Source organism: Streptomyces sp. NPDC060027, assembly GCF_042737005.1.
GTDB lineage: Bacteria > Actinomycetota > Actinomycetes > Streptomycetales > Streptomycetaceae > Streptomyces.
The window spans coordinates 54,613-79,450 of the sequence record NZ_JBHWVI010000007.1 but is presented as its reverse complement, the minus strand read 5'-3'; the positions used below and the strand labels follow the sequence as shown (position 1 = coordinate 79,450).

The following is a 24,838-nucleotide window of genomic DNA, read 5'->3' as shown; positions in this document are numbered from 1 at the left end:
ACCCGTGAGACGGCGTAGGAGAGAAGCGATACCTGTGAGCGCAGCGACAACGCGAAGCCGCACCCCTGACCGCCTGTGCGCCGAGGCCGTCGACCTCGCCCGCGCGGCCGCCGAGGAAGCCGCCCATCCCGGCGTCGTCGGCGAGCATCTCGGGCTGGTCTCCGAGGGAGACCGCGTTGTCACGCACTTCTTCGAGTGCAAGGAACCGGGATACCGCGGCTGGCGCTGGGCGTCGACCGTGGCCCGCGCCTCCCGGGCGAAGATCGTCACCCTCGACGAGACGGTGCTGCTGCCCGGCACCGACGCGCTGCTGGCCCCGGAGTGGGTGCCGTGGAGCGAGCGGCTCCGCCCCGGTGACATGGGCCCCGGGGACCTGCTGCCCACGGACGCCGAGGATCTCCGGCTGGAGCCGGGCTACTCCGGCGAGGACGAGCCCGCGCCGAACTCCGCGGTCTCGGAGGACATGTTCGAGCTGGTGGAGGCGGAGGACGCGGAGGTGACCGCGGGGACACCCGCGAACCTGCCGATGGCTCCGCGCCGGGGCTCGATCGCGGCCGTGGCCGAGGAACTGGGGCTGCGGCGGGCCCGGGTGCTCTCCCGGTACGGGCTGCACGTCGCGGCCGACCGCTGGGAGGAGTCGTACGGGCCCAAGACGGCGATGGCGCAGGCCGCGCCCGCGTCGTGCGTCAGCTGTGGCTTCCTGAACCGTATCGGGGGCTCGCTCGGACAGGCGTTCGGTGTCTGTGCGAATGAGTTCTCGCCGGCCGACGGGCGTGTGGTGTCTCTGGCGTACGGGTGTGGTGGGCACTCCGAGGCTGCGGTCATGCCGAAGCCTCCGCGGCCGCCGGCTCCGGTGATCGACGAGACCCAGGTGGACCCGTTCCCGCTGCGTCCGTCCCCCGACTCGGGCTCGGTACCCGCGACGTCCGACGACTCCACGGCAGAACTGGGCCACTCCTAACGCCCCACCGGGGGGGGGACACTCTCCCCCCCCGGGGCACCCGGACACCCGGCGTTCGCACCATCCCCGGGGCCGGATACCTGGCGGTCCCGCCACCCCTGCCCGGACACCAGGCGTTCCGGTAAATCCCCCGGGGCCGGAGCATCACGTTCCCGTCCCCCCGCCCCCTGTCCCCCCGGAGGCCGGGAACACCGGTGTCCCCGCCACCTCCCGGCACGGGTGCCTGCCCCCCAACCTTCTTTCGCCCCCTCCGCCCCTACCCTTCCCACCCCTGGGGCTCCGCCCCGGACCCCGCTCCTCAAACGCCGGAGGGGCTGAATCTTGCACCCGCAGCGGACATCGCACGGGAGGGGCCGTGCCGGTACATCCCGAATGTCCGTCGCTTACGTTCGGATCGAGTGACAGTTCGCACAGATAGCCCACGTCTGATCCAGCGGCGACGGACTGGGATGTACCGGCACGGCCCCGACCCACCACGCACCCGCACCCGAGAACCGCCGAGGCCCCCGCACCCGCCCCGGCGGAAGCAAGAGAGAGCGCGCGGTACCTTCATGCCGCGACCCGGCGCTGCATTCGCGGTCGCGCCAGGCGAGAGGGAGAGTGAACCCGTGAGTAAGTTCGTGCGGCCGGCTGCCGAGGGCGCGGACCCGTTCGGTACGGCGCGCCTGCGCCGCGGCGTGCTGGACGCCTGGGCGACCAGCCCGGCCCGGTTCCGCGAGGACGCCAACGCCGAGGAGGACCTCGTCCTGGGCGGGTACCGCGACCGGCTCGTCGTGGAGCTCGCCCAGAACGCCGCCGACGCGTCCGCCCGCGCGGGCACCCCCGGCCGCCTGCGCCTCACCCTCCGCGACGGCGTCCTGGTGGCGGCCAACACCGGCGCCCCCCTCGACGCGGCCGGCGTCGAGTCGCTCGCCACCCTCCGCGCCTCCGCGAAGCGGGACGCGCACGACACGGCCGTGGGCCGCTTCGGCGTCGGTTTCGCCGCGGTCCTCGCCGTCACGGACGAGCCCGCCGTCGTCGGGCGGCAGGGCGGCGTCCGCTGGGCGCTCGCCGAGGCGCGCGACCTGGCCGCCGGCACCGCCGGGAACAGCCCCGGCCTCGGTGACGAGATCCGCCGCCGGGACGGCCATGTCCCGCTGCTGCGGCTGCCGTTCGCGGCCGAGGGCACCGCCCCGGACCCGTACGACACCGCCGTGATCCTGCCGCTGCGCGACACCGCCGCCGAGGACCTCGCCGAGCGTCTCCTGCGGAACATCGACGACGCCCTCCTGCTGGCCCTTCCCGGCCTGGAGGAAGTCGTCGTCGAGATCGGGGACGCGGAGGTCCGCACCCTGCGCCGCGGCAGCGCCGAGCACGGGGCCGTCATCGACGACTCCCGCGACGGCACGACCCGCTACCGCACCGTCGCCCACCACGGCCCCCTCGACCCCGCGCTGCTCGCCGACCGCCCGGTCGAGGAGCGGCTGCGCCCGCACTGGTCGGTGACCTGGGCCGTCCCGGTCGACGCCGAGGGAGCCCCGGCCCGCCCGCGGACGAGCCCCGTCGTGCACGCGCCGACACCGAGCGACGAAGCCCTCGGGGTACCGGCGCTCCTCATCGCCTCCCTCCCGCTCGACACCACCCGGCGCCACGCGTCCCCCGGCCCGCTCACCGACTTCCTGGTGGAGCGCGCGGCGGACGCCTACGCCGAACTCCTCGCCGCCTGGCGGCCGGTGGACACCGGAATCATCGACCTGGTGCCCGGCCCGCTCGGCAAGGGCGAGTTGGACGGCGCCCTGCGCCAGGCGATCCTGGACCGGCTGCCGCGCACCGCGTTCCTGCCGCCCGCCGCCCCGCCCGACCGGGCCCCGGCCGCCGACGACACCCCCGCCGACTGGCCCGAGAGCAGCCCCGCGGAGAACCCCACCGCCCTGCGGCCACGCGACGCCGAGGTGGTGGAGGGCGCGGGCGCCGAGACCGTCCGGGTGCTCGCCGAGGTGCTGCCCAGCCTGCTGCCCGCCGGGCTGGAACGGCGCGTGGAACTGCGCACGCTGGGCGTGGCCCGGGTCCCGCTCACCGAGGCCGTGGACCGGCTGGCCGGTCTGGAGAAGGACCCGGACTGGTGGCACCGCCTGTACGAGAGCCTCGCCGGGGTCGACCCGGACCGGCTGTCCGGACTGCCGGTGCCGCTGGCCGACGGCCGTACGACGATCGGGCCCCGCCAGATCCTGCTGCCCACCGCCGACGCATCGCCGGTGGCCCCCGACACGCTCGCCCGCCTCGGCCTCAAGGTCGCGCACCCGGACGCCGCCCACCCGCTCCTGGAGAAGCTGGGCGCCCTCCCGGCCACGCCCCGCGCGGTGCTCACCACCCCGCAGGTGCGGGCCGCCGTCGCCGCCTCGCTCGACGACGAGGGCGGAGCGTGGGACGAGGACACCCCGGACGCGGAGGAGCTGGCGGACACCGTCCTCGCGCTGGTCCGTGACGCGGCCCTCGAACCCGGCGACGAGCCCTGGCTCGGCGCCCTCGCGCTGCCGGACGACGAGGGGGAGCTCGTGCCCGCCGGTGAACTCGTGCTGCCCGGCAGCCCGTTCGCCCAGGTCATGCGCGAGGACGAACTCGCCTTCGTCGACTCCGAGCTGGCCGACCGCTGGGGCGAGCAGCCGCTCGCCGCCTGTGGAGTGCTCGCGGGCTTCGCCCTGGTGCGGGCCACCGACGTCGTCCTCGATCCGGACGAACTGGAGCCGCGCGACGCGGACTTCGCCGAACCCGACGACGCGGGCCTGCTGGACGCGGTGGACGTGTGGTGCGAGGACGTCCTGGACCGGCTGCCCGACTCGCCGGTGCCGCCCGTCGCGACCGAGATCGTCGCCGTACGGGATCTGGACCTGGTGGACGACGACCGGTGGCCGCAGGCGCTCGCCCTGCTCGCCCAGCCGCCGCTGCGGGACGCGATCACCCAGCAGGTGCGCGTTCTGCTGCCGGACGGTACGCACGAGATCGTCCGGCCGTACACGGCCTGGTGGCTGCGCGGGCATCCGGTGCTCGACGGGCGCCGCCCGGCCGGTCTGCGGGCCGCCGGCGGCGATCCGCTGCTGCGCGGCCTCTACGACGAGGCCGACGCGACCGGCTTCGACGACGAACAGGTGCTGCGGGCGCTCGGCGTCCGTACGTCGGTGGCCGCCCTGCTCGCCGAGCCGGGCGGTGCCGCCGAGCTGCTCGACCGGCTCGCCGACCCGGACCGTGAGGTCTCCGGCTCCCAACTGCACGCTCTCTACGGGGCGTTGGCCGACCTCGACCCGGAGCAGGTGACGCTGCCGGACGAGCTGCGGGCCGTCGTGGACGGCGAGGTGCGGGTGGTGGACGCCGCCGACGCGGTGGTCGTGGACTCGCCGGATCTGCTGGCCTTCACCGACGGGGTGCCGCTGCTGCCGGTGCCGCCGGCGCGGGCCGCCGAGCTCGCCGAGCTGTTCCAGGTGCGGCGGCTGAGCGAGTCCGTCACCGGCGAGGTGACCTCCGAGGGCGCCGAGCACGACGTACCGGAGTCCGTACGGGTCCTGCTGGGCCCCGCGACCCCCGCCACGTACGTCGAGCACGAGGAGCTCGTGGTCGACGGCACCGAACTCGACTGGCGCCGCACCCGGGACGGGGTGCTGCACGCCGCCACGCTGGAGGGGGTCGCCGCCGGACTCGCCTGGTCGGCGGGCCAGTGGCCGCGCCGCTTCGAGGTCGCCGCCCTGCTGGAGGACCCGTCCCGCACCGATGAACTGGCCCGGGACCGCTGGTTCGACTGAGGCCGGGACCGAGCACCGGGGTCGTACACGCCGAGGGTGTACGACCCCTTGGGCGGGTCCGCGCTGTGACCTTGGTCATATATGCATCAAGGTTTTCTCACTCGTACAACCATTCGCTCCCGTCACGGATCTGAGCACCGGAGTCAACAGACTTCACGATCATTTGGCCCCGTACGTGACCGCGAGTCGTGAGACGAGGAGCGTCTGGGGCCCCTTCTCGACCTGGGGAATACATGCGCATGCGTGCCACCCTCGGCGTTGTCACCGGCGCCCTGGCCCTCTCCGCTCTCGCCGTGCCTGCTGCGCAGGCCGATGAGGTCCACGGAGACACCACGATCTCGAACGTCGTGGTGAACGGCGGCAAGGCGGTCGTCGTCGGCGCGACCGCCAAGAAGACCATCACGGTCAGCTTCACCGTCAAGGACGCCTCGGGCGTCAACTGGGCGCAGGCGATCCTCTACCACGGCACGAACATCGACTCGTCCGACAGCGGTGCCGTCGCCAACGGCAGCGACGGCCGTGCCACCTGCACCGTGGTCAGCGCCACGACGTCGACCTGCAAGTCGACCTTCGACCTGGAGCCGGGCTCCAACCTGATCAACTCGGTGGCCGGCGGCTGGAAGGTCTGGGCGATCGCCACAGGCAAGGACGCCGACTACACGCAGAAGGACAACGCCAAGAGCTTCCAGGTCCAGCGCCTGTCGAAGCTGACGGTCAACGCCTCGCCGGAGCCGGTGAAGAAGGGCAAGACCATCACGGTCACCGGCACGCTGACGCGCGCCAACTGGGACACCCGCAAGTACGCGGGCTACACCGTCCAGCCGGTGCAGCTGCAGTTCCGCAAGAAGACCACCGCCACCTACACCGGCAGCCTCAAGACGGTGAAGACGGACAGCGCCGGCAACCTGAAGACCACCACGACGGCCACCGTCGACGGTTACTTCCGCTACAGCTTCGCGGGCACCTCGACCACTCCGGCCGTCAAGGCCACGGGTGACTACGTCGACGTGCAGTAATCCTTGAAGTAGCCCCTACGCGGGAACGCGGCGGTCGACCCACCTCCACAGGAGTTCCAGGACGGCCGCCGCCACCACCGAGATCAGCACCGCGATCCACGGCATCGTCGCGCCGACCAGCTTCAGCGCGAAGAAGTGCTGCAGCTGCGGCACGACGAGCACCAGCACGAACGCCCCGCCCATCGTGGCGACGAGGCAGATCCGCCACCAGGTGTACGGCCGGGCAATGATCGCCAGCACCCACATCGAGATCAGGAAGAGCGTCAGCGTCGCGGCGCTCGTCTCCGCGTCCAGCGAACCTTCCCCCGTGTAGTAGTGACGCGCGATCAGATACGTCACGAAGGTGGCCACCCCCGCGACGACCCCGCCCGGGATCGAATACCGCATCACCCGCCGCACGAAGTGGGGCTGGGCGCGCTCCTTGTTGGGGGCGAGGGCGAGGAAGAACGCCGGGACACCGATCGTCAGGGTGGAGAGCAGGGTCAGGTGGCGCGGCAGGAAGGGGTATTCGACCTGCCAGCACACCACCAGAATGGCCAGCAGCACCGAGTAGACCGTCTTCACCAGGAAGAGCGTCGCGACCCGGGTGATGTTCCCGATGACCCGGCGGCCCTCCCCGACCACCGAGGGCAGCGTCGAGAAGCTGTTGTTGAGCAGCACGATCTGGGCCACCGCGCGGGTCGCCTCGGACCCCGAACCCATGCTCACGCCGATGTCGGCGTCCTTCAGGGCGAGGACGTCGTTCACGCCGTCGCCGGTCATCGCCACCGTGTGCCCGCGCGACTGCAGGGCGGCGACCATGTCCCGCTTCTGCTGCGGGGTGACCCGCCCGAAGACGGTGCCCTTCTCCAGGGACTTCGCCATCTCCTCCCGCTCGTCCGGCAGCCGGCGGGCGTCCACGACCTCACCGGTGAGCCCGAGCTTGCCGGCGACCGCGCCCACCGACACCGCGTTGTCGCCGGAGATGACCTTGGCCTTGACGTCCTGGTCGGCGAAGTAGCGCAGGGTGTCGGCCGCGTCGGGCCGCAGCCGCTGCTCCAGGACGACCAGCGCCGCGGGCCGCGCCGCTTCCGCGACCCCGGGGTCGTCGAGATCCTTGGTGGTCCGCGCGAGCAGCAGCACCCGCAGCCCCGCCTCGTTCAGCCGTTCGGTCTCGGCGAGCGCCGCGTCGTCGGCGGGCAGCAGCACGTCGGGGGCGCCGAGCAGCCAGGTGCTCGACTCGCCGTTGCCCTCGCTGAAGCCGGCCCCGCTGTATTTGCGGGCGGAGGAGAAGGGCAGCGCCTGGGTGCAGCGCCACTCCTCGCTGTCCGGGTACGCGGAGATGATCGCCTGGAGGGAGGCGTTCGGCCGTGGATCGGACTCGCCGAGCGCGCCGAGGACCTTGCGCAGGTACGACTCGTCGCTGCCCCGCAGCGGCCGAAGCTCGGTGACGTCCATGCCGCCCTCGGTGAGAGTGCCGGTCTTGTCGAGGCAGACGGTGTCGATCCGGGCGAGGCCCTCGATGGCGGGGAGTTCCTGCACGAGGCACTGTTTTCGGCCAAGCCGGATGACGCCGATCGCGAAGGCGACGGAGGTGAGCAGGACCAGCCCCTCGGGAACCATCGGCACGATCCCGCCGACGGTCCGCGCGACGGAGTCCTTGAAGCCGTGCTGCTTGACGACGAGCTGGCTGATGACCAGGCCGATCGCGGTCGGGATCATCATCCACGTCACGTACTTGAGGATGGTGGAGATACCGCTGCGCAGCTCGGAGTGGACCAGTGTGAACCGTGACGCCTCCTCCGCCAGTTGTGCCGCGTACGCCTCCCGTCCCACCTTCGTCGCCGTGAAGGCGCCGGAGCCCGCGACCACGAAGCTGCCCGACATCACCGGGTCGCCGGCATGCTTGACGACCGGATCGGCCTCGCCGGTGAGCAGCGACTCGTCGATCTCCAGCCCGTCGGCCTCCGCGCAGGTGCCGTCGACCACGACCTTGTCGCCCGGGCCGATCTCGATGAGATCCCCGAGCACGATCTCCGACGTACTGACCTCGGCGGCGACGCCGTCCCTGCGTACGGTCGGTTTCGCCTCGCCGATCACCGCGAGCGAGTCCAGGGTCTTCTTGGCCCGCCACTCCTGGATGATGCCGATCCCGGTGTTGGCGATGATCACGTAACCGAACAGGCTGTCCTGGAACGGCGCCACGAACAGCATGATCAGCCAGAGCACCCCGATGATCGCGTTGAACCGGGTGAAGACGTTCGCCCGGACGATCTCGCCCACGGAGCGGCTGCTGCGCACCGGGACGTCGTTCACCTCACCGCGCGCGACCCGCTCGGCCACCTCGGCGGCGGACAGCCCCTCCGACCGCCGGGCGGCGGGTATGGGCACGGGGTGCACGGGATCGAGTTCGGCGCCCGCGTCGATGTGGGTCATGCAAACGACGGTACGTGCGGATATGCGGCTTCACCCGCCGAGTGCGCCAAAGATCCGACCTGGGAAGGACGGGGGCGGCGGGGAATGCTGCCGTGGGTGTAGGGGGAAGCCCTGGGGGAGCCTCGGGGAAAGACCCTGGGGGGAGCCCCGTTACTCCGTCGCGGGGGCCGGAGAGGGGCCGGCGGCCTGGGCGCGCTTGATCGCGGCGTCGCGCTTGCGGACGTACCAGATGCCGATCAGTCCGAGACCGGCGCCGGCCAGGCAGGCCCAGAGCCACCACAGGTGTCCGTGGTCGTCGAACCAGCCGTAGAACGGCAGCTGCACCAGGAAGAGGACGAACCAGAGGATCGTGCCGCCCGTGATGGTGGCGACGACGGGGCCCTCCAGGGGCTCCGGCGCCTCGTGCTTGGGGGTCCACTTCGCCATGTGCACAGCTTACGAGGGTCGGCGCCCGGTATCGCTCGCGCCCTCGCTCCCCTTGCGCGGCAAGGGTCTACGCGCGGAGATAGCGATTTCCGACTCATATGTTCATACTGAAACCGTCCGAGTCTGGCCAGTTGTGTTCGTATGAATCACCAACAGCGATCAGGGGGAAACCTGTTGGTGATCGACCGCTGACCAGACTCGATCATGTTCACCGTCCCCCTGCACGTTTGAGGACCCGCATGTCCACCTCGGCCGCCACCAAGGCCCCCGCCCCGCAGGAGCCGGAGTCCCGGCCCGCGCAGAGCGCCCTCGACCGCTACTTCAAGATCTCCGAGCGGGGCTCCAGCCTCCCGCGCGAGATCCGCGGCGGTTTCGCCACCTTCTTCGCGATGGCGTACATCATCGTGCTGAACCCGATCATCCTGGGCAGCGCGAAGGACATGTACGGGCACCACCTGGACAACGGGCAGCTGGTCACAGCGACCGCGCTGACGGCGGCCTTCACCACGCTCCTCATGGGCGTCATCGGCAATGTGCCGATCGCGCTGGCGGCGGGCCTCGGCGTGAACACGGTCGTCGCCCTCCAGCTCGCGCCCCGGATGTCCTGGCCGGACGCCATGGGCATGGTGGTCCTCGCGGGCTTCATCGTGATGCTCCTGGTCGCCACCGGACTGCGTGAGCGCGTCATGAACGCGGTGCCGCTGGGCCTGCGCAAGGGCATCGCCATCGGCATCGGCCTGTTCATCATGCTGATCGGCCTGGTCGACTCCGGCTTCGTCACGCGCATCCCGGACGTCGCCCAGACGACCGTCCCGCTCCAGCTCGGCACCGACGGTCACCTCACCGGCTGGCCCGTCCTGGTCTTCATCCTCGGCACCCTGCTCACCCTCGCGCTGATCGTGCGCAAGGTGCCCGGCGCGATCCTCATCTCGATCGTCACCATGACGGTCGTCGCGGTGATCATCAACGCCGTCACCACCATCCCGTCCTGGGGTCTGACCACCCCGAAGTGGCCCGGCAACCCGGTCGCCAGCCCGGACTTCGGGCTCGTCGGCCAGGTCAGCCTCTTCGGCGGCTTCGGCAAGGTCGGCGTGCTGACCGGCATCCTCTTCGTCTTCACCGTGCTGCTGTCGTGCTTCTTCGACGCGATGGGCACGATCATGGGCATCAGCGACGAGGCCAAGCTGACGGACGCGCAGGGCAACATGCCCGGCATCAACAAGGTCCTCTTCGTCGACGGCATCGCCGTCGCCGCGGGCGGCGCCACCTCCTCCTCGGCCACCACGTGCTTCGTGGAGTCCACGGCCGGTGTCGGTGAGGGCGCCCGCACGGGCTTCGCGAACGTGGTCACCGGCGCGCTCTTCGCCGTGGCCCTCTTCCTGACCCCCGTCGCCACGATGGTCCCGTCCCAGGCCGCCACCCCCGCACTGATCGCGGTCGGCTTCCTGATCATGTCCCACTCGATCAAGGAGATCGACTGGGCGGACTACACGATCGCCATCCCCGCCTTCGTGACCATGATGATGATGCCGTTCACCTACTCGATCACGAACGGCATCGGGATGGGCTTCATCACCTTCGTCGTGCTGCGCCTGGCGGCGGGCCGCGGCCGTGACATCCCGGTCGCCATGTACGTGGTGTCGGCGGTGTTCACGTTCTACTACCTGATGCCGGCCCTCGGTCTGACCTGAGCGGCGGCAGCCGTACGGAGTCTCACGTGACCCCGTAGAACTTCTCCGTCTCCTCGACCGCGGTCTGGAACCGCTCGTCGAAGTCGTCGCGAATGAGCGTCCGGACCACATAGTCCTGGACGCTCATTCCGCGTTTGGCGGCATGTTGTCGGAGCCGGTCGAGCAGCTCCCCGTCCATCCGCAGGCTGAGCACGCTGGTCCCCATGGAGCGAGGGTCGCCGCTTTCCGGCCGGATCCGGGTCACTTTCCGGAGCGATCTCACTCATATGAGTGATCCCGGGGTTCAGTTGCTCGCTTCGCGGGCACCCCGTTGGTCTTTAGCGAGAGTAATGAGTTACGCTAAAGAACATGCCTGACCTCACCCATGGCGACGACGAGGCCGCCGTGAACGCCTTGCGCTCCGCAGTGATGCGGTTGTCGCGTCGACTCAAGCACCAGAGGGTCGACGAGTCGCTGAGCCCCACCGAGATGTCGGTGCTCGGCACCCTCGCCCGTTGCGGCACCGCCACGCCCGGCGAGCTCGCCCGCAAGGAACACGTGCAGCCGCCGTCGATGACCCGCATCGTCGCGCTGCTCGAAGCCAAGGGTCTCGTCAGGCTGGAGCCGCACCCCGAGGACCGGCGCCAGAAGGTCGTGACGCAGACCGACAAGGCGGAGGCCATGCTCGAAGAGAGCCGCCGCAAGCGGAACGCGTTCCTGGCCGGACTGGTCGAGGCCCTCGACGAGGACGAATGGGCCAAGCTCCGCGAAGCCGCCCCCGTTCTGGAGAAGCTCGCCCACATCTGATCACCGGCGGCCCTCAGCCGATCCCCGATCCGCGAGGGCCACCCCCTTCCCCGCAAGCGCCGACGCCCCCCACGACGCCGACGTCCACGACTGCCCTGGAGGCGAGCCCTTTTGAGTTCGGGACCCGGAGCACACTCCGCCCCCGCACCAGCCACCCACGACTCCGAAGCCGCCCACGACTCCCCCCGTTCGTCCTCGATGTTCAGCTCGCTGAAGATCCGGAACTACCGCCTGTTCTTCCTCGGGCAGGTCGTCTCCAACACCGGCACCTGGATGCAGCGCATCGCCCAGGACTGGCTGGTCCTGAGCCTGACCGGCTCCTCCGCCGCCGTCGGCATCACCACCGCGCTCCAGTTCCTGCCGATGCTGCTCTTCGGGCTGTACGGCGGTGTCCTCGTCGACCGCCTGCCCAAGCGCCCCACGCTGCTGGTCACCCAGACGGCGATGGCCCTCACCGGCCTCGCGCTCGCCTTCCTCACTCTTTCCGGCCATGTCCAGGTCTGGCACGTCTATCTCGCCGCCTTCGCCGTCGGCCTGGCCACCGTCGTCGACAACCCGGCACGCCAGTCCTTCGTCTCCGAGATGGTCGGCCCCGGCCAGCTGCAGAACGCGGTCAGCCTGAACTCCGCCAACTTCCAGTCCGCGCGCCTGGTCGGCCCCGCCGTCGCCGGCCTGCTGATCACCGGCGTCGGCACCGGCTGGGCCTTCCTCCTGAACGGCCTGTCGTTCGTGGCCCCCGTCGCGGGCCTGCTGCTGATGCGCGCCCGCGAACTGCAGGCCGTCGAGCGGGCACCGCGCGCCAAGGGCCAGCTCCGCGAAGGCCTCCAGTACGTCGCGGGGCGCCCCGAACTGATCTGGCCGATCGTCCTCGTCGGCTTCATCGGCACCTTCGGCTTCAACTTCCCCGTCTGGCTGTCGGCGTACGCGGACGACACCTTCCACGCGGGCGCCGGGGCCTACAGCCTCTTCAACACCCTGATGGCGGTCGGCTCGCTGGCCGGCGCGCTGCTCGCCGCCCGGCGCGGCACGGCCCGGCTGCGCGTGCTGATCGCGGCGGCGATGGCCTTCGGCGCCCTTGAGGTGGTGGCGGCGACGGCACCCTCGCTCTGGCTGTTCGCGCTCCTGATGGTGCCGATCGGCATCTTCGGCCTGACGGTGAACGTCACTGCGAACACCTCGGTCCAGATGGCCACCGACCCGGCCATGCGCGGCCGCGTCATGGCGCTGTTCATGATGGTCTTCATGGGCGGCTCGCCCCTGGGCGCGCCGCTGGTCGGCTGGGTCACCGACGCCTACGGTCCCCGGGTGGGCTTCGCGCTCGGCGGACTGGTCTCGATGACGGCGGCGACGACGATCGGGCTGGTCCTGGCCCGCCTCGGCGGCCTGCGGATCTCCCTCGGCTGGCACCACGGCCACCCCCGGGTCCGCTTCGTCCCCCGCGCGCGGAGCGAGGAGCAGCTGGCCACCGCGGTGTGAGAGACGCCCTGGAGGCGGTCGGTCCGCTCGCGCGGCCGGCCGCCTCCCGCGTCACCCGGCCGGCCGGGCCGCCGGCCGCCTCGCCCGCTCCCGTGTGCTGATCGCCGTTCCCTGGAAGGCTGGCCGCATGAGACTCTTCGCGGCGGTACTGCCCCCGGCCGATGCGGTGCGTGAACTCGCCCCGGAAGTGGACGCGTTGCGGCGGGAGCCGGGCGCGGACGCGCTGCGCTGGACGGGCCGCCCCGGCTGGCACTTCACCCTCGCGTTCTACGGAGAGGTGGCCGAGGACACGGCCGCGGACCTCACGGAGCGGCTGACCCGGGCCGCCCGTCGCACCGGCCCGTTCCCGCTGTCCCTGCGCGGCGGCGGGCACTTCGGCGGGCGCGCCCTGTGGGTGGGGGCGGCGGGGGACACGGACACCATGCGGCTGCTGGCCGGCCGGGCGGAGGCGGCGGGCCGCAAGGCGGGCGTCGAGATGGAGGAGCACCGCCGCTACCGGCCCCACCTGACGGTGGCCCGCAGCCGCGACTCCGCCGACTTCAAGCCGTACGTCGCCGCCCTGGACACCTTTGCCGGGCGGCCCTGGACGGTGGGTGAGTTGTGTCTCGTCCGCAGCAACCTGCCGACGTCGGGAGTCCCCGGTGAGCAGCCACGTTACGAAACTCTGGTGAGCATGCCGCTGGGGGCGGGCGACGGGACCGGCCGGGCAGCCGGTTAACCTCGGTGGCGTGAACCCGAAGACCCGAAACCGGATCATGGCCGGTGTGCTCGTGCTGATGTTCGTCGTCGTGGCCCTGGCGGCGGCGGTCGGGTAGCGACCACCACCGCCGGACGCCGGGCGGGTCGCGCCGCTACCAGGCGAACGCCTCCGGGGACGGCCCCGGCCCCGGGAAGATCTCGTCGAGACCCTCCAGGACCTCCTCCGACAGCTCCAGCTCCACGGCGCGCAGCGCCGACTCCAGCTGCTCCGCCGTGCGCGGGCCCACGATGGGGCCGGTGACACCGGGACGGGTCAGCAGCCAGGCCAGCGCGGCCTCGCCGGGCTCCAGGCCGTGCTTCTCGAGCAGGTCCTCGTACGCCTGGATCTGTGTGCGTACGGCCGTGTTGGCGAGGGCGTCGGCGGACCGGCCGCTCGCCCGGCGGCCGCCCTCGACCTCCTTCTTGATCACACCGCCCAGCAGTCCGCCGTGCAGCGGCGACCAGGGGATGACACCGAGCCCGTACTCCCGCGCGGCCGGGACGACCTCCATCTCGGCGCGCCGCTCGGCCAGGTTGTAGAGGCACTGCTCACTGACCAGGCCGATGGTCCCGCCCCGGCGGGCGGCGATCTCGTTGGCCTGGGCGATCTTGTAGCCGGGGAAGTTGCTGGACCCCACGTAGAGGATCTTTCCCTGCTGCACCAGGACGTCGACCGCCTGCCAGATCTCCTCGAAAGGAGTGGACCGGTCGACGTGGTGGAACTGGTAGACGTCGATGTAGTCGGTCTGGAGCCGCTTGAGGCTCGCCTCGACCGCCCGCCGGATGTTCAGGGCGGAGAGCTTGTCGTGGTTGGGCCACGCGTCGCCCTCGGCGCCCATGTTCCCGTACACCTTGGTGGCGAGCACCGTCCGGTCGCGGCGGTCGCCGCCCTGGGCGAACCAGTTTCCGATGATCGATTCCGTACGGCCCTTGTTCTCGCCCCAGCCGTACACATTCGCCGTGTCGAAGTAGTTGATACCCGAGTCGAGCGCCGCGTCCATGATGGCGTGGCTGTCGGCCTCGTCGGTCTGCGGTCCGAAGTTCATGGTGCCGAGGACGAGCCGGCTGACCTTGAGCCCCGTGCGTCCGAGCTGTGTGTACTTCATGACTCACCAGCCAACGGGGTGGAGTGCGCTCTAGGCAAGAGCGGGTCGGGTGACGGAGCGCAGCTTCGTGTCGAAGGCCTGCGCGGAGCGACCGAACTTCCCTTCGGGGAAAACCAGTTGCCCCGCGCCCGGCGATCCGCTTGGCTCGTCGCCCGTGACCCGACCCGCCGCGCTCGACGCGCTCGTCCGCCCGGACCGCTACCCCCGCTCCTCCGCCTACGACCCCGGCTGGCTGCTCGGCCTGGACATGGGGCCGAACCCGCTGTGGCTGCTGGAGGACCTGGCGCGCGATCTGGACCTCCGGCCGGGCATGCGCGTGCTCGACCTGGGATCGGGGAAGGGGGCGACCTCGGTGTTCCTCGCGCGGGAGTACGGGGTGCGGGTCGTCGCGGCCGACTGGTGGGTCGCGCCGGAGGAGGTCGAACCCGTCCTCGCGGCGGCGGGTGTCGCCGGGGAGGTGACGGCGGTCCGGGCCGAGGCCCATCAACTGCCCTTCGAGGAAGGGAGTTTCGACGCGATCGTGAGCGTCGACGCGTTCGAGTACTTCGGCACCGCGGACGGCTATCTGCCGTACCTGGTGAAGTTCCTGCGGCCCGGCGGCCAACTGGGTGTGGCCACGCCCGCGTTGACCCGGGAGATCCGGGAAATCGGGTCGATCCCGGCGCACATCAAGGACGTGGTCGGCTGGGAGGCCCTGGCGTGGCACACGCCCGACTGGTGGCGGTTCCAGTGGGAGATCACCGAACTCGTGACGGTGACGTCGGCGCGCTTCCAGCAGGACGCCTGGCGCGACTGGCTGCTGTGGACCCGCGCCTGCGCCGAGCACCGGCCGGACGGCCGCGCCGCCCAGCAGCCGGTCATCGACATGCTCACCGCCGACGCGGGAGCCTTCCTGTCCTTCGCCCTGCTGAGCGCCCGCAGGCCGGTCGGCCCCTGACCCCGGACGCCCGCCCCGCACGGTGACCGGACAGCGCCCGGAACCGGTCAGGCGGACGTGGCCGTATAGGGCTCGCCCAGGTCCCAGGCCTGGTACATCGCCTCCGCGAAACCTTCCGCGATCTTGTGCTCGCCGCTCGCGTTCGGATGGGTGCCGTCGTACGTGTCGAAGGTGGTGTCGTACGAGAGGGGCGGGGACGCGAGCAGCAGCGGGGAGCGCGGTTCGTCGAGGTCGGCGACCGTCTTGGCGAGCAGCTCGTTGAAGGAGGCGACCTCGGCGGCGAAGGGGGCGTCGGACTCGGCGCGGACGTTCGGTATCACCGGGAGCAGGACCATGCGGACGCGCGGGTTCGCGGCGCGGGCCTCCTCGACGAAGGTGCGGGCGTTCGCGGCGGTCTGGACGGCGTTCGTGTAGAAGCCGAGGTCGATGAGGCCGAGGGAGACCAGCAGGACGTCGGCGCGCTGCGCGCGGACCGTCTCGCGGATCAGCGGCGCCATGTGCAGCCAGCCCTCGCCCCAGCCGGCCAGGTGGGCGCGGGGGAACTCCGGGTCCGCGTACTCGTGCGAGTCGGGGGAGTCCGTGGCCTTGTCGTAGAGCGTCTCGCGCGGGCCGACGATCTTGAACGGGCCCCCGTACGTCGCGCGCAGGTGCTGCCACATTCGGTAACGCCATGTGTGTTCGCCCGCGCTACCGATCGTCATGGAGTCGCCGACGGGCATGAACCTGAGCATCCGCTCATCATGGACGATCGGTCCGGGTGCCATGCGCCGTCACGGTGTGAGGCTGGACACGCCGCCGCGGGGCCCTACGGGGGGTCCGGCGGGGTTCACGGGGGCCGGCGGGTCGAGTGGAGCCGGCCGGGGTTCGCGGGGGTGCAGGCGGGCCTCCCGGGGCCGAGGGGCCGGCGGCCGTAGGACCGGTTGTAGCCGGGTGGGCCCGGATGGGGGCGCGGGGGTCGGTCTGCGTGGCGTGCGGAGGGTGGGGCCGACGTGAACGGACCGGTGGGATGGCAGGCTTGGGCCATGCGCCGATCGCCCTCGTTCCTCTCCGGAGCCGCCGCCGGAGCCGTTGCCGGAGCCGCCCTTGTCGTCGCCCTGGCGGCGCCCGCCCTCGCCGACGACGGGGACGGGGGATTCACCATCAAGGACTCCCGGATCACCGAGTCCAGCGGCCTCGCCGCCTCGCGAGCCCACCCCGGCATCTACTGGACCCACAACGACAGCGACGACGGGGCCTACCTGTACGCCGTCGACAGCAGGACCGGCCGGACCGTCGCGACGATCACCATGAGCGGGGTCGGCGCGCCCCGGGACGTCGAGGCGGTCTCCCTCGGCCCCGACGGTGATCTCTATGTCGGCGACATCGGCGACAACCTCGGCGGCACCTGGAACCACGTGTGGATCTACAAGCTGCCCGAGCCCAAGGTGCTCAAGGACCAGACGATCCGTGCCACCCAGTACGTCGTGAAGTACTCCGACGGCCCCCGCAACGCGGAGGCGCTGATGGTGCATCCCAAGACGGGGCGCGTCTACATCGCCGACAAGGACGAGGACGGCGGCCACCTGTACGAGGGTCCCGCCGAGCTCTCCGCCTCCGCCACGAACGTCTTCAAGCCCGTCGCCACCATCGACCTCTGGGTCACCGACGGCGCCTTCTCTCCCGACGGCCGGCAGCTCGCCGTACGCGGCTACTTCGGCGGCATCGCCTACGACTGGAACGGCGGCCGGATCAAGAAGACGGGCCGCCTGAACGTCCCCCTCCAGGGCCAGGGAGAGTCCGTCACGTACACCGCCGACGGATCGAAGCTCATGTACGGCAGCGAGGGCGCGGACAGCACCGTGCAGCCGGAGAGCGCGCCCGGGGCCGGCGGCGCGGAGTCCAAGTCGCCCTCCAAGGACGGCGGTTCCGGAGCCGACGGCGGAAGCGGCGGCACGATGAGCGGCGGGGTGAAGATCGGCGCCATCGCGGTCGCCGCCCTCCTCGCCGTGGTCTTCGGGTTCAAGAGGCTGCTGCGCCGCGACTGAGGGCCGTCCGCACGGCCGCTCCTCGACGGAAAAGGGGCGCCCGGCACGTTCACGCGCCGGACGCCCCTGATCTCGTAGGAACGGTTACAGCTTCTCGATCACGTAGTCGATGCACCGGGTCAGCGCCTCGACGTCCGCCGGGTCGATCGCCGGGAACATGGCGACGCGCAGCTGGTTGCGGCCGAGCTTGCGGTAGGGCTCGGTGTCGACGATGCCGTTGGCGCGCAGGGCCTTGGCGACGGCGGCGGCGTCGATCTCGTCGGCGAAGTCGATCGTGCCGATGACCTGCGAGCGCTTGGCCGCGTCCGTCACGAACGGGGTGGCGTACTTGCTGTCCTCGGCCCAGCGGTAGAGCCGGCTCGACGAGTCCTTCGTCCGGGCCGCCGACCAGGCGAGGCCGCCCTGGCCGTTGATCCACTCCAGCTGCTCGTTGAGCAGGAAGAGGGTGGCGAGGGCCGGGGTGTTGTACGTCTGGTTCTTGCGGGAGTTGTCGATCGCCGTGGGCAGCGAGAAGAACTCCGGGATGTGGCGGCCGGAGGCGTGGACGCGCTCGGCGCGCTCGATCGCGGCCGGGGAGAACACCGCGATCCACAGGCCGCCGTCGGAGGCGAAGGACTTCTGAGGGGCGAAGTAGTAGACGTCGGTCTCGGCGATGTCGACGGGCAGGCCGCCCGCGCCGGAGGTGGCGTCCACCAGGACGAGGGAGCCCTCGTCGGCGCCCTGCACCCGCTTGATCGGGGCGGCGACACCGGTCGAGGTCTCGTTGTGGGTGAAGGCGTAGGCGTCGACGCCCGCCTCGGCGACCGGCTCGGGGTGCGTGCCCGGGTCGGAGGAGACCACGGTCGGCTCGGCGAGCCACGGGGCGAGCTTGGCCGCCTTCGCGAACTTGGAGGAGAACTCGCCGAACGTGAGGTGCTGCGACTTGTTCTCGATCAGGCCGTGCGTCGCGACGTCCCAGAACGCGGTGGAGCCGCCGTTGCCGAGGACCACCTCGTACCCGTCGGGCAGGGAGAACAGCTCGCGCACGCCCTCACGCACCTTGCCGACCAGGTTCTTGACCGGGGCCTGGCGGTGGGACGTGCCGAGCAGAGAGCTACCGGTCGCGGCCAGCGCGTCCAGAGCCTCCGTCCGCACCTTGGAGGGGCCAGCGCCGAATCGTCCGTCGGCGGGCTTGATGTCAGCGGGGATCTGGATATCAGCCACGCCGGGAGCCTAGCCGTTCCGGGAAACCCCGTCGAAACGTCGTCCGGCGGCTGAGACGGGGCGGGTTGACGGCCGCCGCCGGAGGAGCCGTGACGGGCCCCTCCGGCGACGCGGCTCATTCGGCGATCAGCCGCACCGGCAGTTCGAACAGGTCGTTCTGGGTCACCACCGGCTTGTTGCGGAGCTCCGACACCGGGACGGCCAGGTCCAGGGCCGGGAAGCGCTCGTACAGGGCCGGGAGGGCGACGCCCGCCTCCAGGCGGGACAGGGCCGCGCCGGGGCAGACGTGGGGTCCGTGGCCGAAGGAGATGTGCCGGTTCTTGCTGGTGCGGCTGACGTCGAAGTCGCCCGCCGTCGGACCGTGGGCGTTCTCGTCGCGTCCGATCGCGCCGTACGACACGATCAGCGCGTCGCCCGCCGGGATCACCTTGTCGCCGACCGGGACGTCCTCCGTCGCGAAGCGGATGAGGACGTGCGAGGTCGGCGTGGAGTGGCGCAGGGTCTCCTCGACGACCGCGGACCAGTCGGCCTCGCCGGCGAGGACGAGGGCGCGCTGGTCGGGGTGGGCGGAGAGGTTGACCACCGCGTTGACGATCAGGGAGATCGTCGTCTCGTGGCCCGCCGCGACCATCAGCTGGAGCGTGGAGACGATCTCCGCGTCGGTGAGGTGGTCGCCGTCCTCGGAGGCCAGGATCAGCGCGCTGGTCAGGTCGTCGCCCGGCTCGGCACGCTTCGCCGCCACCGTCTCCGCCATGATCCCGGCCAGCTCGGTGAGGGTCGCGATGACCTCGGCGGGCGGGGTCTGCGTCGAGAAGAACTTCTCGAAGAGCTCCTTCAGGCGCGGCAGCCGGGACTCCTCGATGCCCATGAGGTCGGCGATGACGTACATGGGCAGGGGGTAGGCGAAGTCGGCCTTCAGGTCGACGACCTCCCCCGTGAGGTTGTCGAGCAGGCTCTCCGTCAGCTTCGAGATCCGCTCCCGCATCTGCTCCACCCGTCGCGGCGTCAGCGCCTGCGCCACCAGGGTGCGCATCCGCCGGTGGTCCGCGCCGTCCACCGTGAGCATGGAGCGGCCGGGGTTGGCGAGCCCGATCAGCGGCCAGTCGGGGGCGATCTCGCCGCGCTGCCAGGCGCCCCAGACGTTGATGTCCTTCACCAGACGGGGGTCCGTGAGCAGGGCACGTGCCTCGGCGTGGTGGGTGACCGCCCACACCGGAACACCGCCGGGCAGTTCGACGGCGGCGAGCGGCCCCGCTGCGCGCAGCGCGGCGCTCTCGCCGTCGAGGTCGGTGACGAAGGGGTCCAGGGCTATGCGGGTCTCTTCGGTACCGGTGGTCATGCGGGGGTGCCTCCAGGGGCTGAAGTGGGAGTACTGCGTCTTCCCGGGGCAGGGGAGAGCCCCGGACCCCGGCCGGACAGCGTGCCGGCCGGGCGCAACGGCGTCTCAGAGGACAGGTACGGGCGTGAACCGCACGGGCAGCTCGGTCAGGCCCCGCAGCCAGGGGGAGGGGCGCCGGGCCAGTGACGCGGCGGGCACGGCCAGGTCGATGTCCGGCAGCCGGTCCAGGACGACCTCGATCCCGGTGCGCGCGATGACCTCGGCGACCTCCTGTGCCGGGAACGGGCAGCGGTGTTCTCCGTGACCGAAGGAGAAGTGGGCGTTGTTGCCGCCGGTGAGCGCGGAACTGTCGGTGCGGACCTGGGGGTCGGAGTTGGCGCCCTGCAGGCCGAGCAGCAGCAGGTCGCCGGCGCGGACCCGGCGGCCGCCGAGCTGGGTGTCGCGGGAGGCCCAGCGCCCGGCCACGTTCTGGGTGGGGGCGTCCTCCCACAGCACCTCGTTCATGGCCTCGGCGACACTGTGCCGGCCGCCGAACAGCGAGGCCGCGAAACGCTCGTCGGTGAGCATCAGACGCAGCGAGTTGCCGATCCAGTCGGCGGTCGGCTGGTGACCGGCGGCCATCATGACCATCAGGTCCTGGGCGATCTCCTCCTCGCTGAAGCCCGAGGCGTCCGCGAGCATCCGGGAGACGACGTCGTTCGCCGGTGTCTCCTTGCGGTCGGCGAGCAACTGCGCCATGGAGGCGGCGAGATGCTGCTGTCCGGCCAGCGCGCCCTCGCGCCCGTTGATCATGTCGTTCAGGGCGGTCACCAGGCCCGGACCCTGCTCGTCCGCGAAGCCGTAGAGCGTGGCGAGGACCCGTACGGGGAGCAGGGCCGCGTAGTCGCCGATGATGTCCGTCTCACCCTTGGAGCAGACCGCGTCGATCAGCTCGTCGGCGAACTTCTCGGCCTGGGAGCGCAGTTCGGAGGGGTCCACGGCTTCGAGGGCGTTGCTGATCATCGCGGCGCGCTCGCGGTGCCGCTCGCCGACGGTGTACAGGATGGAGGGCTGCTTGCGGCCGATCATCGGCAGCAGCGGCCAGTCGTCGGGGATGCGGTCCCACTGGTTCCACAGGTCGGAGTCGCGGCTGAACAGCTGCGGATCGCCGGTGACCTGGTGCAGTTCGCGGTAGCCCAGCACCAGCCAGGCCGGAATGTCGCCGTCGAGGACGACCGGTACGACGGAACCGTGCTCGCGCCGCATGTCCCGGTACAGCTCGGCGGGTTCGGTCTGGAACCGTGGTCCGCTCAGGGGTACGGGCGCGGGGGCGGGTGTGGGGGTCACAGCGCCAACTCCGGGGATTGAAGGGCGCCTTCCTCGGCCGGGGCGCCGGGGCGGACGTAGAGGGACTGGATGTGCTCCACCAGCGTGATCAGCACCCGCTTGCTGGACTCCCGGGAGCGGGCGTCGCAGTCGATCAGCGGCACGTGCGGGTCGAGGTCGAGGGCCTCGCGGATCTGCGCGGGGGTGTGCGGGGGGCCGCCGAAGTCGTTGCAGGCCACGATGAACGGCGTGCCGTGGTGCTCCAGCCGGTCGATGGCGTACCAGGAGTCGTCGATACGGCGTGTGTCGACCAGGACGACCGCTCCGAGCGTGCCGGAGAACAGCCGGTCCCACAGGAACCAGAACCGCTCCTGACCGGGCGCGCCGAACAGGTAGAGGACGTTGTGGGCGTCCAGCGTGATGCGCCCGAAGTCGAAGGCGACGGTGGTGGCGGTCTTGCCGCGCACCTCGCTGATGTCGTCGACGGCCGCGCCGGCCTGCGTCATCGTCTCCTCGGTGTTGAGGGGACGTATCTCGCTGACCGAGCGGACCAGGGTCGTCTTGCCGACGCCGAAGCCGCCCACGATCACGATCTTGAGGCCGTTGTCGGCCGACGCCGACAGGGGCGCACGGGCGTCAGAGGTTACGGAGTCCAACGAGCACCTGCTCCAGGATGTCGGGATCGGGAAGACCGGAAGGAACAGTGGTGTGCGGGTGACGGGCGCTGACGCGGCCCGTGGAGAGCAGGTCGGAGAGCAGGATGCGGGTGATCGACACCGGCAGGTTCAGCTCCGCCGCGATCTCCACGACCGCCGTCGGCCGCTCGCACATCCGCAGGATCGCGGCGTGCTCGGACTGCATGCCCACCACCGGATCGCACTCGGCGACCACCAGTGTCACCAGGTCGAAGGGTGTGTCGGGTCCGGACCGGCTGCGTCCTCCGGTGAGGGTGTACAGCCGGTCGGGCGCGTCGTCCCTGCCGGGACGGCTCATGACGTCCGCGGAGGCGCGCTCAGGTACTCGCCGAGCTGTTCCACGAGTTCGCTCATGTTGTGCCCGACGAGTCCGGCGTCGGCGTCCTCGGCGGTGACGACGGCGAGGTGCGCGCCGTCGCCGGCCTCCACGATGAACAGCACCCCTCCGTAGAACTCGGCCATCGCCGAGCGCACGCCCCCGCTGCCGTCGCCGAACTCCACGGACGCCCCGTGGGACAGCGACTGGATGCCGGCGGCGATCGCGGCGAGCTGGTCGGCCTGGTCGACCGACAGCTCCGGAGTGCGGCACAGCTTCAGGCCGTCGCGGGAGAGCACGAGCGCGTGCCGTGCGCCCGGGGTGCGCTCAAGGAGGCCCTCGATGAGCCAGGTGAGCTTCTCGTCGGCGGTGATGGTGCCGGTCATGGGGTGGTGTCGCCTTCCGGGAACGAATGCTGGGTGGGGGTGCTGGCCGTGGCGGGGGCGGTGTCCCGTACGGCGGCTTCGTCGCGGGGGTCGTCCGTGCCGCGCTCGTCGTCGGCGGCGCGTCCGGGCCGCGGGTCCGGACGGTGGTCCTCGGCCCGCACCCGGTCCTCGGCCGGTGCGGGACCTTCGGCCCGTACGGCGTCGGGGGCGCCCGGCGCCGTGCCGCGTACCGCCTGGCGGAAGCTGCCGAAGCGGGCGGCCGACCGGGTCTTGGGGTCTTCGCCGGTACGCGGTTCGGGGGCGGCCGGGGGTGTCGCGTGCGAGCGGCTGCGCTCGGCGTGGGCGAGGGTGCGTCCGCGACGGCGCTTGGGCAGGCCGCCGGTGGACGCGGGGCCCTGCTCGTGCCGGGGCGAGTCGTGGGTCGGGACGGGGTCCGGGTCGAGGTCGTCGCCCGCGCGGGCGGCGGCGTACGACACGGGGGTCGCCGGGGTTTCCCGGGGCGGCCGGGTCTCCAGCGCGCCCTGCGGCCGCTCCGGCTCCGGCGATCCCTGGTCGGCCCGGGACCGGGGCGCGGAGCTGTGGCCGTCGACGGCCGTCGGGGCCGACGGGGCGGGCTCTTCCGGGACCGGGGCCGTGCCGAGCGGGAGGTTCGGCAGGGTGAGGAGGTCCTGCGGGATCAGGACGAGGACGCCGGTGCCGCCGCGGGCGGAGGGCCGGAAGGACACCTTCAGGCCGTACTTGCGGGCCAGTCGGCCGACCACCGAGAGACCGAGACGGGTGCCGGTGAGGCCGCCGAGCCCGGACCGGGGCCCGACGACGCCGGTGACGGCGCGTTCGGCGCGGCGCAGCTGGACGTCGCCCATCACCAGGCCGCTGTCCTCGACGGAGACGATGACACCCGCCGGGACCTCCTCGACGTACACATGCACTTCGGCGGTCGGCGGCGAGAAGTTGGCGGCGTTGTCGAGGAGTTCGGCGAGCGCGTGCATGACGCCCTCGGCGGCGTGCCCGGCGACGGCGGCCTCGCTGGCGGAGTGGACGCGCACGCGCTGGTAGCCGCCGATGCGGCCCATGGCGCCGCGCAGGATCGACTCCATGACGATCGGGCGTGCCCAGCGGCGTCCCGAGCGCGCGCCCGTCAGGACGGCGACGGAGTCGGCGAGGCGGCCCGCCTGGGCGGTGCGGTGGTCGAGGTGGAGGAGGTCGGCGAGGACGTCCTCGTCGGAGTGCCTCTCCTCCATGGCCCGCAGGTCGGCGAGCATGCTGGTGGACAGCGCCTGCATGCGTCCGGCCGCGTTGGCGGTCGCCGAGATCGCGGCGGCGCGGTCGCCGGCGGCCTGCCGGGCGCGCTCGGAGAGTTCGGCGTTGCGCTCGGTGAGCCGGTCGCGGTCGCCGGTGAGCAGTTCCCGCTCCGCGGCGAACTCCTCGGTGAGGCGTGCGCGTTCGCGTGCGGCGGCCTCGGTCAGGCGGATCCGGTCCTGGGCGGCGGCCTCGGCCGCGCGGGCGCGTTCGCGGGCGGCGTCGTCGAGCAGCCGGGCCCGCTCCTGGCTGAACTCCTCGGTCAGCCGGGCTCGTTCCTGGAGGAGCCGGCCGGCGTCCTGGCTCACGTTGTCGAGGCGACGGCGTACCAGTCGCGTGGTCTGCACGGCGCGGGCGGCCACGATCACGGCCACGCACAGCAGTACCGCGGCGGCGCCCGTTCCCCAGGCGAGGGGAACGCGTGCCGGTTCGGGGGCCAGCAGGACGGCGGTCACCACCGCGATCGCGGCCGGGACGGCGGCGGTCAGCGCGGCGGGTGCGGTGGCGCGCAGGGCGGGTCGTTCGCCGGAGGGCAGGGGCGGGGTCATCAATCGGTCCTCGGTCGTGTTCCTGGGGGGAGAACGTGTCCTCGGTCGTGTCCTCGGTCGGTCCTGGGCGAGAAGCGACACCTGGTGCTCAACTCGCGGTCACTATATGGGAGTTCGTGATCGGATTGGGAAGGTTCGGGAAGCGGTTTCATGATCGCCGCCGCATATCGGGGCCTTTCGGATGCGCGGCCGGGCGGCCGGTACCCGTGCCCGGCGGCATCCTGGAGACATGACGGATCTGGGTGGACGGCCGGACGGACTGCCGGAGGGGCGACCCGGGGGGAGGCCTCGGGGGCGGACCCGGGGACGGAGCGGTGGACGGCTCGGTGGACCTTCCGGGGGCGTGCCGGACGGGCTTCCCGAGGGGGCACCGGAAGGGCTCCCGGAGAGGCTGCGGT

General features: G+C 71.8%; 21 protein-coding genes. 9 read left to right on the top strand and 12 right to left on the bottom strand.

Going from position 1 to position 24,838, the window contains the following annotated elements:
• Positions 1-34: 34 nt before the first annotated feature.
• From ACFWBT_RS03570 to ACFWBT_RS03560, 3 genes are all read left to right on the top strand, one after another.
• Positions 35-961 (top strand): DUF3027 domain-containing protein, encoded by a 927-nt coding sequence (locus tag ACFWBT_RS03570; protein ID WP_266759955.1) that lies wholly within the window; start codon positions 35-37, stop codon positions 959-961.
• 608 nt (positions 962-1,569) lie between these two features.
• Positions 1,570-4,734: a sacsin N-terminal ATP-binding-like domain-containing protein gene (locus tag ACFWBT_RS03565; protein WP_385695346.1), complete on the top strand. Its 3,165-nt coding sequence runs from the start codon at positions 1,570-1,572 to the stop codon at positions 4,732-4,734.
• 233 nt (positions 4,735-4,967) lie between these two features.
• Positions 4,968-5,750 (top strand): calcium-binding protein, encoded by a 783-nt coding sequence (locus tag ACFWBT_RS03560; protein WP_385695344.1) that lies wholly within the window; start codon positions 4,968-4,970, stop codon positions 5,748-5,750.
• A gap of 15 nt (positions 5,751-5,765) precedes the next feature.
• Here the strand turns inward: ACFWBT_RS03560 and ACFWBT_RS03555 are convergent, their stop codons facing one another.
• Both ACFWBT_RS03555 and ACFWBT_RS03550 read right to left on the bottom strand, forming a co-directional pair.
• Positions 5,766-8,165 carry a cation-translocating P-type ATPase gene (locus ACFWBT_RS03555; RefSeq protein ID WP_385695342.1) on the bottom strand — a complete coding sequence of 800 codons (2,400 nt, stop codon included), beginning with the start codon at positions 8,163-8,165 and terminating at the stop codon, positions 5,766-5,768.
• Between the two features lie 150 nt (positions 8,166-8,315).
• The gene (locus ACFWBT_RS03550; RefSeq protein ID WP_385695339.1) at positions 8,316-8,591 is read right to left on the bottom strand and encodes a DUF2530 domain-containing protein; all 276 of its coding nucleotides are present in this window, start codon (positions 8,589-8,591) and stop codon (positions 8,316-8,318) included.
• A gap of 239 nt (positions 8,592-8,830) precedes the next feature.
• On the opposite strand from ACFWBT_RS03550, the gene ACFWBT_RS03545 reads away from it, so the two are divergent.
• Entirely contained in the window at positions 8,831-10,282 is a 1,452-nt protein-coding gene (locus ACFWBT_RS03545; protein WP_385695336.1) for an NCS2 family permease, read from the top strand.
• 22 nt (positions 10,283-10,304) lie between these two features.
• On the opposite strand, the gene ACFWBT_RS03540 is transcribed toward ACFWBT_RS03545, so the two are convergent.
• Positions 10,305-10,487, bottom strand: coding sequence for a BrnA antitoxin family protein (locus tag ACFWBT_RS03540; protein WP_261701844.1), 183 nt, complete (start codon positions 10,485-10,487; stop codon positions 10,305-10,307).
• Positions 10,488-10,630: 143 nt separating this feature from the next.
• On the opposite strand from ACFWBT_RS03540, the gene ACFWBT_RS03535 reads away from it, so the two are divergent.
• The 3 genes from ACFWBT_RS03535 to thpR all read left to right on the top strand — a co-directional run bounded on the left by ACFWBT_RS03535 (position 10,631) and on the right by thpR (position 13,262).
• Positions 10,631-11,068, top strand: coding sequence for a MarR family winged helix-turn-helix transcriptional regulator (locus ACFWBT_RS03535; RefSeq protein ID WP_385695334.1), 438 nt, complete (start codon positions 10,631-10,633; stop codon positions 11,066-11,068).
• Positions 11,069-11,179: 111 nt separating this feature from the next.
• Positions 11,180-12,544: an MFS transporter gene (locus ACFWBT_RS03530; RefSeq protein ID WP_385695331.1), complete on the top strand. Its 1,365-nt coding sequence runs from the start codon at positions 11,180-11,182 to the stop codon at positions 12,542-12,544.
• A 127-nt stretch (positions 12,545-12,671) separates the two neighbouring features.
• A complete protein-coding gene (thpR, locus tag ACFWBT_RS03525) occupies positions 12,672-13,262 on the top strand; it encodes an RNA 2',3'-cyclic phosphodiesterase (protein WP_385695329.1) in 591 nt (196 codons plus the stop codon).
• A 133-nt stretch (positions 13,263-13,395) separates the two neighbouring features.
• Here the strand turns inward: thpR and ACFWBT_RS03520 are convergent, their stop codons facing one another.
• Positions 13,396-14,388, bottom strand: a complete 993-nt coding sequence (locus ACFWBT_RS03520) for an aldo/keto reductase (protein ID WP_385695326.1) — start codon at positions 14,386-14,388, stop codon at positions 13,396-13,398.
• Between the two features lie 154 nt (positions 14,389-14,542).
• Between ACFWBT_RS03520 and ACFWBT_RS03515 the strand changes: the two genes are divergently transcribed.
• Entirely contained in the window at positions 14,543-15,325 is a 783-nt protein-coding gene (locus ACFWBT_RS03515) for an SAM-dependent methyltransferase (RefSeq protein ID WP_385695324.1), read from the top strand.
• Between the two features lie 47 nt (positions 15,326-15,372).
• Here the strand turns inward: ACFWBT_RS03515 and ACFWBT_RS03510 are convergent, their stop codons facing one another.
• Complete coding sequence (locus tag ACFWBT_RS03510; RefSeq protein WP_385695321.1) at positions 15,373-16,056, bottom strand: SGNH/GDSL hydrolase family protein; 684 nt, start codon at positions 16,054-16,056, stop codon at positions 15,373-15,375.
• A 291-nt stretch (positions 16,057-16,347) separates the two neighbouring features.
• Between ACFWBT_RS03510 and ACFWBT_RS03505 the strand changes: the two genes are divergently transcribed.
• Entirely contained in the window at positions 16,348-17,349 is a 1,002-nt protein-coding gene (locus ACFWBT_RS03505) for a WD40 repeat domain-containing protein (protein ID WP_385695318.1), read from the top strand.
• An 84-nt stretch (positions 17,350-17,433) separates the two neighbouring features.
• On the opposite strand, the gene serC is transcribed toward ACFWBT_RS03505, so the two are convergent.
• The 7 genes from serC to ACFWBT_RS03470 form a co-directional block, all read right to left on the bottom strand.
• The gene (gene serC, locus ACFWBT_RS03500; protein WP_385695316.1) at positions 17,434-18,552 is read right to left on the bottom strand and encodes a phosphoserine transaminase; all 1,119 of its coding nucleotides are present in this window, start codon (positions 18,550-18,552) and stop codon (positions 17,434-17,436) included.
• 115 nt (positions 18,553-18,667) lie between these two features.
• Positions 18,668-19,891, bottom strand: coding sequence for a cytochrome P450 (locus ACFWBT_RS03495; RefSeq protein ID WP_385695313.1), 1,224 nt, complete (start codon positions 19,889-19,891; stop codon positions 18,668-18,670).
• 105 nt (positions 19,892-19,996) lie between these two features.
• Complete coding sequence (locus ACFWBT_RS03490) at positions 19,997-21,217, bottom strand: cytochrome P450 (protein ID WP_385695310.1); 1,221 nt, start codon at positions 21,215-21,217, stop codon at positions 19,997-19,999.
• Complete coding sequence (locus ACFWBT_RS03485; RefSeq protein WP_385695307.1) at positions 21,214-21,852, bottom strand: ATP/GTP-binding protein; 639 nt, start codon at positions 21,850-21,852, stop codon at positions 21,214-21,216. Before ACFWBT_RS03485 ends, ACFWBT_RS03490 begins: the two co-directional genes overlap by 4 nt.
• Positions 21,833-22,189 (bottom strand): DUF742 domain-containing protein, encoded by a 357-nt coding sequence (locus ACFWBT_RS03480; protein ID WP_385695304.1) that lies wholly within the window; start codon positions 22,187-22,189, stop codon positions 21,833-21,835. The genes ACFWBT_RS03485 and ACFWBT_RS03480 overlap by 20 nt, the downstream gene beginning before the upstream one ends.
• The gene (locus ACFWBT_RS03475; RefSeq protein WP_266759919.1) at positions 22,186-22,593 is read right to left on the bottom strand and encodes a roadblock/LC7 domain-containing protein; all 408 of its coding nucleotides are present in this window, start codon (positions 22,591-22,593) and stop codon (positions 22,186-22,188) included. The genes ACFWBT_RS03480 and ACFWBT_RS03475 overlap by 4 nt, the downstream gene beginning before the upstream one ends.
• Positions 22,590-24,440, bottom strand: coding sequence for an ATP-binding protein (locus ACFWBT_RS03470; protein WP_385695301.1), 1,851 nt, complete (start codon positions 24,438-24,440; stop codon positions 22,590-22,592). Before ACFWBT_RS03470 ends, ACFWBT_RS03475 begins: the two co-directional genes overlap by 4 nt.
• Positions 24,441-24,838 lie beyond the last annotated feature (398 nt).